The 11172-nt window shown below is 43.4% G+C and carries 13 protein-coding genes; all 13 read left to right on the top strand.

Annotation, left to right across the window (positions count from 1 at the left end):
- Positions 1 to 19 precede the first annotated feature (19 nt).
- The 13 genes from LKE05_RS00950 (at position 20) to LKE05_RS00890 (ending at position 11168) form a co-directional block, all read left to right on the top strand.
- On the top strand, positions 20 to 982 hold the full coding sequence (locus LKE05_RS00950) for a DUF3991 and toprim domain-containing protein (protein WP_158433322.1): 963 nt from the start codon (positions 20 to 22) through the stop codon (positions 980 to 982).
- Positions 979 to 1398: a DUF3846 domain-containing protein gene (locus LKE05_RS00945; protein WP_161209656.1), complete on the top strand. Its 420-nt coding sequence runs from the start codon at positions 979 to 981 to the stop codon at positions 1396 to 1398. Before LKE05_RS00950 ends, LKE05_RS00945 begins: the two co-directional genes overlap by 4 nt.
- Positions 1399 to 1533: 135 nt before the next feature.
- The gene (locus LKE05_RS00940) at positions 1534 to 1692 is read left to right on the top strand and encodes a DUF3789 domain-containing protein (RefSeq protein WP_087203228.1); all 159 of its coding nucleotides are present in this window, start codon (positions 1534 to 1536) and stop codon (positions 1690 to 1692) included.
- The gene (locus tag LKE05_RS00935; RefSeq protein ID WP_161209653.1) at positions 1655 to 1996 is read left to right on the top strand and encodes a plasmid mobilization protein; all 342 of its coding nucleotides are present in this window, start codon (positions 1655 to 1657) and stop codon (positions 1994 to 1996) included. Before LKE05_RS00940 ends, LKE05_RS00935 begins: the two co-directional genes overlap by 38 nt.
- Positions 1987 to 3372 (top strand): relaxase/mobilization nuclease domain-containing protein, encoded by a 1386-nt coding sequence (locus tag LKE05_RS00930; RefSeq protein ID WP_044681629.1) that lies wholly within the window; start codon positions 1987 to 1989, stop codon positions 3370 to 3372. Before LKE05_RS00935 ends, LKE05_RS00930 begins: the two co-directional genes overlap by 10 nt.
- Complete coding sequence (locus LKE05_RS00925) at positions 3356 to 4150, top strand: PcfB family protein (protein WP_015530022.1); 795 nt, start codon at positions 3356 to 3358, stop codon at positions 4148 to 4150. The genes LKE05_RS00930 and LKE05_RS00925 overlap by 17 nt, the downstream gene beginning before the upstream one ends.
- A 6-nt stretch (positions 4151 to 4156) precedes the next feature.
- A complete protein-coding gene (locus LKE05_RS00920) occupies positions 4157 to 5041 on the top strand; it encodes an LtrC-like protein (RefSeq protein WP_161209651.1) in 885 nt (294 codons plus the stop codon).
- A 12-nt stretch (positions 5042 to 5053) separates the two neighbouring features.
- Positions 5054 to 5257, top strand: coding sequence for a hypothetical protein (locus tag LKE05_RS00915; protein WP_008789327.1), 204 nt, complete (start codon positions 5054 to 5056; stop codon positions 5255 to 5257).
- Positions 5244 to 7052 (top strand): VirD4-like conjugal transfer protein, CD1115 family, encoded by a 1809-nt coding sequence (locus LKE05_RS00910; protein ID WP_148885539.1) that lies wholly within the window; start codon positions 5244 to 5246, stop codon positions 7050 to 7052. The genes LKE05_RS00915 and LKE05_RS00910 overlap by 14 nt, the downstream gene beginning before the upstream one ends.
- Positions 7053 to 7071: 19 nt before the next feature.
- The gene (locus tag LKE05_RS00905; RefSeq protein WP_015530024.1) at positions 7072 to 7434 is read left to right on the top strand and encodes a hypothetical protein; all 363 of its coding nucleotides are present in this window, start codon (positions 7072 to 7074) and stop codon (positions 7432 to 7434) included.
- 73 nt (positions 7435 to 7507) lie between these two features.
- Positions 7508 to 8344 carry a VirB6/TrbL-like conjugal transfer protein, CD1112 family gene (locus LKE05_RS00900; protein WP_044681644.1) on the top strand — a complete coding sequence of 279 codons (837 nt, stop codon included), beginning with the start codon at positions 7508 to 7510 and terminating at the stop codon, positions 8342 to 8344.
- Positions 8345 to 8479: 135 nt separating this feature from the next.
- Positions 8480 to 8845, top strand: coding sequence for a PrgI family protein (locus LKE05_RS00895; RefSeq protein WP_161209649.1), 366 nt, complete (start codon positions 8480 to 8482; stop codon positions 8843 to 8845).
- The gene (locus LKE05_RS00890) at positions 8838 to 11168 is read left to right on the top strand and encodes a VirB4-like conjugal transfer ATPase, CD1110 family (protein ID WP_161209647.1); all 2331 of its coding nucleotides are present in this window, start codon (positions 8838 to 8840) and stop codon (positions 11166 to 11168) included. The genes LKE05_RS00895 and LKE05_RS00890 overlap by 8 nt, the downstream gene beginning before the upstream one ends.
- The last annotated feature ends 4 nt before the right edge of the window (positions 11169 to 11172 follow it).

Raw genomic sequence — 11172 nt, 5'->3', positions numbered from 1 at the left:
CAGGAAGGCGGTGGTCGATATGCCATTTATCGCACCTGAGTTAATCATTCAGGCGAAGCAGATGGACTTATTAACCTACTTGAGAAATTATGAACCGTATGAGCTGGTTAAGTTTTCAGGTAACACCTATTGCACCAGAACCCACGATAGTTTGAAGATTTCAAACGGGAAATGGATATGGTGGTCGAGAGGTATCGGTGGCAGGAGTGCTTTGGATTATCTGATTAAGGTTAAAGGTTACAGCTTCCTTGAAGCGGTGGAAACCATTATCGGACATACAGCGATTCAGGCTCCGGTCTATGAAAAGCCACAGCCAAAAGAGGAAAATAAACCACTTCTTCTCCCTGAAAAATGTGCTTCCAACAGAGTGATTACAGAGTATCTTTTCGGGAGAGGAATAGATTTTGAAATCATCAATTACTGTATCTCTAATGACCTTATCTTTGAGAGCCTGCCGTATCACAATGTTGTGTTTGTAGGCTATGACGAGAAGAAAGAACCGAAATATGCAGCCTACCGTTCCACGAATAAGCGTAGGATTATGGGCGATTGCAGTGGCAGTAAAAAAGATTATTCTTTTCGGCTTGGTAAGGAAAACTTGGAGGAAGTACACCTCTTTGAGTGTGCCATAGACCTGTTATCCTATGCCACGCTTGCGAAGCTGAACGGGCAGGATTGGAAAGAAATGAGCTTTGTTTCGCTGTCCGGGGTGTATTCTCCGGCAAAGAAAATTGAGGACAGTAAAGTGCCGATTGCACTGGAAAAGTATCTTGGCAGTAACCCATCTGTCAGGAAAATCCGTATCCATTTTGACAATGATATAGCGGGCAGAAAGGCAGCACAGACCTTAAAAACTATTCTGCCGGATAAGTATGAAATCGTTGATGAGCCACCAAAAGCAGGTAAGGACTTCAACGATTTTCTTTGTATGCGGATGGGAATTTACAATAAAAAAATACACGAAAGGAATGAAGAACGGTGAATGATTCTAAGATTAAAGTTCTCTTGGTAGAACCGGAAAAGTACCCGAAGGAAATTGTAATCGACGACACTCTGGAAGCAATGCAGGAGGTTGTCGGAGGGGATATTGAGGAATATATGCCCTTTGATGATGACGTTGCAATCATCTGTAATGAGGAAGGAAAGATGAGAGGACTTCCGCTTAATCGTGCTGTTTATGTGCAGGACAACGATAAGAAAGAGATGGTTGATATTATCTGCGGCAAGTTCTTTATCTGTTATGCACCGCCTGAGAGTGAGAGCTTTCAGAGCTTGCCGGACGATATGATGAAGAAGTATAAGGAACAGTTCAAGTATCCTGAACGCTTTTCTAAGGATGTGGGCGGCAATATCGTGGCTGAACCTTTTAAGCCGAAATCAAAGGATTATGAGAGATAGTAGCCTGAGAACGGGGCAACCCGGAGGAGATGTTTATTCTTAGCGAGCAGACCATTTGGATAAACATAGTTTCCCAAACGGTAAAAGGCTCGTTAGGGGTTGCCCCTAATACCCCGTGAGAAAGGAGAACTTGATTTGAGAGAGTTATTACTTATCGCCGCTGGGACACTGCTCGGCAGTTGTCTTGGCGTTACGATGATGTGCTTATTCCAGATTAACAAAGATTGCAGAGTAAAGAGAAAGGAAGATACCGATTATGAGAAAGAGAAACATTCAGAAGATTGTACGCTTTAACCGCAAGGAAGCACAGGACTTGGCAGCAAAGGCAAAGAAGGCTTGTCTTTCCGAAGCAGGACTTATCCGTTTACTTATCAGAGGTTACGAGCCGAAAGAGAAACCCGATGACCGCTTCTATGATGTGATGAGAGAACTGTCCTCTATCAGTAATAACATCAATCAGCTTGCGGCTAAAGCGAATACACTTGGTTTCATTGACGCACCTATGCTGAAGAATGAAGCTGCAAAGTGGAATAAGTTCCAGTCAGAGATTGAGAGGACATATCTTCGTCCAAATCAGAGCGAAATGAAATGGCAGTAACAAAGTTGTGGTCGGTAACAGAAAGGCTCGGTCAGGTCATTGACTATGCAACCAATCCCGAAAAGACTTCTGCAAATATCAAAAGGGAGTTTTCACCTGAACAGTATCAGGCTCTTGCTGATGTTATTGCTTATGCAAAGGATGAAGAAAAAACAGAGCGAGAATTTTATGTTGAGGGTATCAACTGTAATGTGGCGATTGCCCGTGACCAGTTCATAACGGTTAAGGAACAGTACCAAAAGACAGACGGTATCCAAGCCTATCACGGATATTTGAGTTTCAAGGAAACAGATATATCTCCTGAGATGGCACAGAAAATCGGAATGGAATTTGCAAATGAAGTGTGGGGGAAAAGATTTCAGGTTGTTGTGACAACCCATCTGAACACAAAGCACCTGCACTGTCATTTTGTCATCAACTCTATTTCTTTTGTCGATGGCAAACATTTGTGGGGAGAGGAAAAAGCGTGGTTCAAATTCCGAAAAGTTGCAGACAGAATTTGTGAGAAGTACGGACTTTACTATGACCCGAATCCGAACCGCAGTAAGCAGTCGGAGTATCTGACGATGAAAGAAAAGGCAGGTATGCCGACACGCTACTCGGTTGCAAAGGAAGCCATTGATTATGCTATCGACCACAGCAAGACCCTGAAAGAATTTCAGTTTGCTCTCAAGGAAATGGGATATGCCTATAACCTAAGTCCAAGCCGAAAATACTGGACGGTCATTCCAAAGGGATACGATAAGCCGATACGACTGAAAAATCTCGGAGCAGATTATACCAATGACCGGATTGTAGAGCGTATCAAAGAAAATCGTGACAGATGGGCAGAGATTGAGCCGTTCCAGAGGGCAACTTATAAACCAAGACAGTACCGTATGCAGACCAGAGGGCAGAAGCTGAAAAAGAAAGGCGGACTTTATGGGTTGTATCTGTATTACTGTTACAGACTCGGTTATCTGCCCAAGTATAAGAAACAGAATAACGCAAGGCTTCATTATCTTTTGAAAGATGATTTGATGAAGCTCGATAAGATTACTGATGAAGTAAGGCTGCTCGGACGAGAAAATATTTCCACGGACGAACAGCTTTTTTCATATAAGACTTCCTTAGAGGAGCAGATGAAAAATCTGATTGCCGGAAGAACACATCTCCGAAAAAAGATAAGAACAAATATTGATGATGGTCAGCTTCAGGCGGCAAAAGATGAAATCGCTTCTATCAATGGAGAATTGAAAAAACTCCGACGGGAAGTAAAACTCTGCGAGGATATTGCGGAGAGGTCAAAGGTTATGGAAGAAAACCTTGAGCATATCGAAACAGAGGAACAAAAACAGCAGAGAAAGGAGAAATCACGCTATGAACAACGGTGGTGACGCAGCAGAGCAGGTCGTTAGGCTTTCGCTTGAAGGATTTGAAGTTGCTGCAAGATTAAGCGGTTCGGCGGCGAAGAATATCGCATTGCTTTTGGTATCGGTTCTGAAGCAGGAACAAAAGACGAAGGGCAAAGCAAGGCTTACCAATATGATTAAGTCAGGCAAGGAGCTGAAAGTCTTTTCCATTCCGCAAAAGGATTTGAAGAAGTTTACCGAACAGGCAAAACGCTATGGCGTTCTTTATTGTGTCCTCAGAGATAAGAACACAAAGGGAGAGAATGCTCCGGTAGATATTATTGCAAGAGCAGAGGACGCTTCTAAAATTCAGCGTATCGTTGAAAGATTTGAACTTGGCAAGGTGGATAAAGCTTCGATTGTCAGTGAAGCAGAGAAGGCTATCGCAGACCGTGAAGCGGTTGAAAAAGAAAAGCCGACCAAATCCAAGAGTGAAATCATTATGGAAGAAGCAGTCAGAAATCCAATGCAGAAAGAGGAGCGAGCAAACGCAAACCCCTCAGTCGCCAAAACAGACAAAAGCCCTCTGTCAAGGCAAAACTCAGAGCCGGTAGAAACGCAATCTGATAAGGGTGTTGCAAAGCCAGTGGAAAAGCCATCGGTCAAAGAGAAACTTGACCGTTACAAGGCACAGGCAAAACAGCAAAAAGAAGCAGAGCGTAAAGAGCCGGAGGTTAAGAAAGACGGCAAGAAGCCGCAGCAGAAAAACGGTCAGACGGTACACCGTCAGCCGAAGAAGAAACCCAAAACAAAAGAGAGGTAATTCACTATGACAAATGATTTCAAACCCGCAAAGGCTGGCGGTAATCAGCCGAGATTATCCAAAGAGGAGTATGCGGAAAAGAAGCGAGCAGAAAAAGAAAAAGTCTATCAGATGATTGATGACGCTGCCCGTGAGATTGTGAATGACCCTGAGAAGTTCAAGAGCTTTCTTGATACGCAGAGTCGAATGGACAGATATTCCGCAGCAAATGCTCTCCTTATTTACAGTCAGTATCCGCAGGCGACACAGCTTAAAGATTTTGATGATTGGGGTAAGGACAATGTAAAGATTACCAAAGGGGCAAAGAGTATTTCTATCCTTGAACCAGTGGAATACACAAGAGCAGATGGTTCTCCGGGTATTTCCTATAATGTCAAAAAGGTATTTGATGTTACGCAGACAAATGGAAGAAAAGCTCCGGCAGTATCAGCAAACCGTGACCCGAAAGCACTTATCACGACAATGCTTGCTGTATCTCCGGTGGAGGTTGCGGCAACCGATGAACTTCCGTATCCGAATATGGCAGCTTTCTATAATAATGAAAAGCAGACCTTGTATGTGAAGCGTAATGTGGGCGACAGCGTAGCAGTTGCCCAGTGTGTCGCTCAGGAACTCGGACACGCACAGCTTTCTATCAACAGTGAAAGTTACAGCCGCAGGGATATGGGCTTTCAGGCAGTGTGTATTGGATATATGCTTTGCAAGAAGTATGGCGTAGATACACAGAATTTTGCAATTAACCGTATTCCGGAGGGACTGGCTTCCAAAGAGCCGAAAGAAATCCGTGCGGAGCTTTCCAAGACACGAAATGCAATGGCAGAAATTCACAGTCATATCTCTGATGAAATGTTCCGCAAGAAGCAGGAGCGTTCAAAGGACTATGAGAGATAACGGAGGGCAGATATGGAAAAAGAAAAACTCTACCACATTGCTTTGGACGATTATGAACACGGTGTTGTCATTCGCTCCTTAAACGATGAGAAAACAAAGTTGATGGAGGAAGGCAAGTCCGCAGACGCAGTAGACGACCTGCTTGTAAAAGTCGGAAATGCCCCATTGAAAAAGTTCAAAGTGATTGAAAGGAAACGCTCAGATGAAGCGAGATAATGACAGGCAGACTGCCATTATTTTATCCATTGTCGGTATCGTTCCGGTCATATGGCTGGCACTTCTGATTGCACCTTCCATAAGCGGAGGATTGCCGGAGATAGCAGCCAATCTTGCGACACTCTTTGATAATCCATTTTCCATAAAATTATGTGGGGACAGCCTGAAAACTGTCCTCATTTTGCTTTTATGCTATGGAATGGGTATCGGGATTTACTTTTCGACAAGAAAGAATTACCGCAGACGAGAAGAACACGGTTCTGCCAAATGGGGCAATGTCAGAGCCATTGATAAAAAGTACCGACAAAAGCCACTATCAGAAAATAAGCTGATGACTCAGAATGTGTGCATTGGACTTAATGCCAAGAAGCACAGACGAAATCTGAATACGCTTGTGTGCGGTGGCTCCGGTGCAGGTAAGACAAGATTTTATGCAAAGCCTAATATTATGAACGCTGCCAGAAACAGCTATGTGATTTTAGACCCGAAAGGAGAAATCCTGCGAGATACGGGACATCTTCTTGAGAAGAAAGGTTACGAAGTGCGTGTCCTTGATTTGATTTCAATGGAGAAAAGCCATTGTTACAATCCGTTTGTATATTTGCAGAACGACAATGATGTGCAGAAGCTCGTAACCAATCTTTTTAAGAGTACCACTCCGAAAGGTTCACAGAGCAATGACCCGTTTTGGGATACGGCAGCGTCAATGCTTCTGCTTGCACTGGTATTTTATCTGCACTATGAAGCACCACCGGAAGAACAGAATTTTGCAATGGTAATGGAAATGTTAAGAGCCGGGGCGATTGAGGACGAGGACGACCCAAGTCCTTCTCCGCTTGACAATCTGTTTTCGGATTTGATGATAGATAATCCTGACCACATTGCTTTGAAGTATTACCACTCCTATCATTCCGGTTCTTCCAAAACATTAAAATCCATACAGATAACCCTTGCAGCAAGGCTTGAAAAGTTCAACTTGGAGAGTCTTGCTGCTCTTACTTCTGCCGATGAACTGGATTTACAGTCACTCGGAGAGAAAAAGGTGGCACTGTTTGCACTGATACCGGATAACGACTCCAGTTTCAACTTCTTGGTATCCATTCTTTACACACAGCTCTTTCAGCAGTTGTTTTATGCAGCCGACCATATCCACGGTGGCTGTCTGCCGATGCCTGTTCATTTTATGATGGACGAATTTGCCAATGTTTCACTGCCGGACGACTTCGACAAGATACTGTCGGTTATGCGTTCCCGTGGGGTATCGGTAAGCATCATCTTACAGAACTTGGCACAGCTTAAAGCCTTGTTTGAAAAACAGTGGGAGAGCATTGTGGGTAACTGCGATGAATTTCTTTACCTTGGTGGAAATGAGCAGTCAACCCATAAATACGTGTCGGAGCTGTTAGGAAAGGAAACCATTGATACCAACACGTTCGGAAAGAGTACCGGAAGAAGTGGTAACTATTCCACCAACTATCAGATTAGCGGCAGAGAGTTACTTACCCCTGATGAGGTGCGTATGCTCGATAATCAGTACGCTATTTTGTTTATCCGTGGGGAAAGACCCATTATGGATTTCAAGTATGACATTATGAAACATCCGAATGTGGCACTTACCACAGACGGAAAGGCAAGTCCTTATATGCACGGAGAAGTCACAAAAGATATTGCTTCGATTGCCATTTGGGACATTGACCCTGCAACACTTCCTGAAAAGGAAATGGAAGAAACGAACTGGGAACTTCTTTCCGATGAGGAGATGGAAGCTCTGTTCATAAACAATCAAACAAATTAAATTTTGGAGGTATTCAACTATGACTATTTTTAAGAAAAAAGCAACTGATACTCAGGAAACAAAGAAACTGCCTATGACCGGAAAGGTTAAGAAAGGCTTCCGTGCTTATTGCACAATGGTCATTGTCGGTGCGTTGGCACTTGGAATGACAACGACTGCATTTGCAGCGAATGACCCGCTTACCGTAGTCAACAATCTGTCTGACTTTATCTTCGGACTTATCCGTGCCATCGGTATGATTTTGCTCGGCTTTGGTATCGTGCAGGTCGGTCTTTCCCTCAAATCTCACGACCCTTCTCAGAGAGCCAATGGCTTCCTGACTCTTGCGGGTGGTGTCATTATTACTTTCGCAAAAGAAATCCTTACTCTTATCACAGGCTAAGATAAGAGTTACACAGTTATCGAGGGGTGTGCCAAGTTAAGGTACACCCCTTAATTGTAAGGAGGTGCTTTGAATGAGTGATAACTGGGTAGTTCAAAATCTTGAAAATGCCCTTGAAACTTGGAATGAAAAACTGTCGGAAATATGGACGCTGATCACAACTACACCGCAGAACTTTAAGGGCGGGAATATCTGGAAGGTTATCGTTGATATCAACGGTGCAGTTCAGGCTATCGGGCTTGCCTTACTTGTGTTGTTCTTCGTGATAGGTATGGTAAAGACCTGCGGAAGTTTTACAGATGTGAAGAAACCGGAACACGCACTGAAACTCTTTGTCCGTTTTGCGTTGGCGAAAGGTGTCATCACATACGGAATGGAACTTATGCTTGCACTATTTAATATCGTGCAGGGTACGATTTCAACCATTATGAATGCTGCCGGATTTGGAACTCCACAACAGACGACTTTGCCCGCAGAGATGGTAACGACCATAGAGGATTGCGGATTTTTCGAGAGTATTCCATTGTGGGCGGTAACGCTTATCGGAGGATTATTTATCACGGTGCTTTCGTTCATTCTGATAATGACGGTGTACGGAAGATTTTTCAAGTTGTATATGTACACAGCACTTGCACCGATACCGCTTTCCACATTTGCAGGAGAACCGACACAGAATGTCGGCAAGAGTTTTATCAAGAGCTATTGTGCAGTTCTGCTTGAGGGAGCAGTCATTGTACTTGCTTGTATTATTTTCTCCGTATTTGCTTCATCGCCGCCAGTAGTGAATCCTGATGCAGCAGCAGTTACGCAGGTGTGGGCATATATCGGGGAACTGGTATTTAATATGCTTGTTCTTGTCGGTGCAGTGAAAATGTCTGACCGTATTATCCGAGAGATGATGGGACTTTAAGGAGAGATTTTGAAATGAACCAAAGAGATTGTAAGAAATGTGTTTACTATGGCGGTAAACGGAAAGGCAAAGTCTTTTGCCTGAATGATAAATGCGTGAGGGAGAAAGACCAAAACCGCAGGAAAGGAAACAGATATGGAAGTAAAAATTAACCGAGAAATCAGAAATTATACAGAGTCAATGTTTTTTGGACTGTCGCTCAGACAGTTCATTTTTTCTGTTCTCGCTTGTGGCGTTGCAGTAGGACTGTATTTTTTGCTCAAACCGTATGTTGGCACGGAAACCGTATCGTGGGTGTGCATTTTGGGTGCTGCTCCGTTTGCGGCACTTGGCTTTGTGAAGTACAACGGTATGACCGCAGAAAAAGCAATCTATGCGTGGATAAAGTCGGAGTTTTTAATGCCGAAGAAGTTGGTGTTTCATTCCACTAATGTGTATTACGAACTGATGAAGCCAAGCATTGAACAGAAGCAGAAGGAGGTATTGAAGTCAAATGATTAAGACTCTTACAAACCTGTTTAAGCAGGATAAAGAAAAATTTGTTGTACCGAAAGGTGTGCAGGACGTGATTCCCGTAGCAGCTATCTTTGATGATGGCATTTTCAAAGTAGGAAAGGATAAATATTCAAAGACTTATCGCTTTACGGATATTAACTATGCAGTGGCAAGTCGTGAGGATAAGGAAGCGATGTTCCTTGAATATTCCGAACTTCTGAACTCCCTTGACAGTGGTGCAACGACAAAAATCACAATCAATAACCGTCGGCTCAACAGACTGGATTTTGAGCAGACAATCCTTATTCCGACAACCGGAGATAATCTGGACGAGTATCGAGAGGAATACAATAAAATGCTTCTTGATAAGGCAACGGGTGCAAACTCCATTGTTCAGGATAAGTATATTACCATTTCCATCAACAAAAAGAGTGTGGAGGACGCAAGAACTTATTTTGCCCGTGTCGGTGCAGATTTGATTGCTCACTTCGGCAGGCTTGGAAGTAAGTGCGTGGAACTGGAAACAGACGAAAGACTTCGTATTTTCCATGACTTTTATCGTGTGGGAGAGGAAAGCTCTTTCCACTTTGATATTAAAGAAACAAGAAAAAAGGGACACGATTTTAAGGATTATATCTGCCCTGACACAATAGAATTTGAAAAGGACTATTTCAAGATGGGAAACCGTTATGGAAGAGTCCTTTTTCTTCGTGAATATGCGTCCTATATCAAAGACAGTATGGTAGCGGAACTTACGGATATGAACAGAAATCTGATGATGTCCATTGATATTGTTCCCGTTCCGACTGATGAAGCAGTAAAGGAAGCAGAGAACCGTCTGCTTGGTGTGGAAACCAATATCACGAACTGGCAGCGTAGGCAGAATGCCAATAATAACTTCTCTGCAACCGTTCCGTATGATATGGAGCAACAGAAGAAAGAAATGAAAGAGTTCCTCGATGACCTTACGACCCGTGACCAGAGAATGATGTTCGCTGTTATCACAATGGTTATTACGGCAGACAGCAAGGAACAGCTTGAGAATGATACGGAAGCATTGCTTACCACGGCAAGAAAACATCTTTGCCAGTTCGCAACACTGAGATTTCAGCAGGTAGATGGACTCAACACGGTAATGCCGTTTGGAACAAGAAAGATTGATGCGTTCAGAACACTTACAACAGAGAGTCTTTCGGTATTTATCCCATTCAGGGTGCAGGATATTTTCCACGAAAACGGTATCTATTACGGTCAGAATGTTATCAGCAAAAATATGATTATTGCAGACCGTAAGCAGCTTTTGAATGGTAACTCCTTTATTCTCGGTGTATCCGGTGGTGGTAAGTCGTTTGCAGCAAAGGGAGAAATCATCAATCAGGTTCTTTCTTCGGACGCAGATATTATTATCATCGACCCTGAGCGAGAGTATTCACAGCTTGTCAATGCAATGGGCGGAGAGGTCATCAATATTTCTGCTACTTCCGATAATCATATCAATGCAATGGATATGAATAAGGATTACGGCGACGGTGCAAACCCTGTCATTCTGAAATCCGAGTTCATTATGTCCCTTTGTGAACAGCTTATCGGCGGAACAAATCTCGGAGCAAAGCAGAAGTCTATCATTGACCGCTGTACGGCAAGCGTGTACCGCAGTTATCAGCAGAATGACTATCAGGGACATATACCGACCTTGCAGGATTTCAGGGCAGAGCTTTTGCAACAGGACGAACCGGAAGCAAAGGAACTGGCACTTGCCATTGAACTTTTCACACACGGTTCTCTGAATACCTTCGCAAAGCAGACGAATGTGGATACCAATAACCGACTTATATGTTATGACATTCTTGACTTGGGTAAACAGCTTATGCCGATTGGTATGCTTGTTGTCCTTGACTCTATCCTGAACCGTATCACACAGAACCGTGCAAAGGGTAAGAATACCTTTATCTTCATTGATGAGATTTATCTTCTGTTCCAGCACGAATACTCTGCAAATTTCCTCTTTACCTTGTGGAAACGCGTGAGAAAATACGGTGCATACGCAAGTGGAATTACCCAGAATGTCGATGACCTTTTGCAGAGTCACACAGCAAGAACAATGCTTGCAAACTCAGAGTTCATCATTATGCTGAATCAGGCTTCCACAGACAGGCTTGAGCTTGCAAAACTCCTGAATATTTCCGACCTTCAGATGTCTTATATCACGAATGTGGAAGCAGGACACGGACTTATTAAGGTGGGAAGTTCTCTTGTACCGTTTGCAAACAAATTTCCTAAGAACACGAAACTTTATAAACTGATGACGACCAAACCGGGCGAAGCATAAGGAG

It is taken from the genome of Hominilimicola fabiformis, assembly GCF_020687385.1.
GTDB lineage: Bacteria > Bacillota > Clostridia > UBA1381 > UBA1381 > Hominilimicola > Hominilimicola fabiformis.
The sequence above is the reverse complement of the archived record's forward strand: the minus strand, read 5'-3'. Positions and strand labels throughout refer to the sequence as shown.

Excerpts from the sequence above, each read along its gene's own strand:
- LKE05_RS00895 (WP_161209649.1), top strand. The coding sequence starts at position 8,480 with ATGGAAGTAAAAATTAACCGAGAAATCAGAAATTATACAGAGTCAATG.
- LKE05_RS00935 (WP_161209653.1), top strand. The coding sequence starts at position 1,655 with ATGAGAAAGAGAAACATTCAGAAGATTGTACGCTTTAACCGCAAGGAA.
- LKE05_RS00950 (WP_158433322.1), top strand. The coding sequence starts at position 20 with ATGCCATTTATCGCACCTGAGTTAATCATTCAGGCGAAGCAGATGGAC.
- LKE05_RS00915 (WP_008789327.1), top strand. The coding sequence starts at position 5,054 with ATGGAAAAAGAAAAACTCTACCACATTGCTTTGGACGATTATGAACAC.
- LKE05_RS00925 (WP_015530022.1), top strand. The coding sequence starts at position 3,356 with ATGAACAACGGTGGTGACGCAGCAGAGCAGGTCGTTAGGCTTTCGCTT.
- LKE05_RS00900 (WP_044681644.1), top strand. The coding sequence starts at position 7,508 with ATGAGTGATAACTGGGTAGTTCAAAATCTTGAAAATGCCCTTGAAACT.
- LKE05_RS00920 (WP_161209651.1), top strand. The coding sequence starts at position 4,157 with ATGACAAATGATTTCAAACCCGCAAAGGCTGGCGGTAATCAGCCGAGA.
- LKE05_RS00905 (WP_015530024.1), top strand. The coding sequence starts at position 7,072 with ATGACTATTTTTAAGAAAAAAGCAACTGATACTCAGGAAACAAAGAAA.
- LKE05_RS00930 (WP_044681629.1), top strand. The coding sequence starts at position 1,987 with ATGGCAGTAACAAAGTTGTGGTCGGTAACAGAAAGGCTCGGTCAGGTC.
- LKE05_RS00890 (WP_161209647.1), top strand. The coding sequence starts at position 8,838 with ATGATTAAGACTCTTACAAACCTGTTTAAGCAGGATAAAGAAAAATTT.
- LKE05_RS00910 (WP_148885539.1), top strand. The coding sequence starts at position 5,244 with ATGAAGCGAGATAATGACAGGCAGACTGCCATTATTTTATCCATTGTC.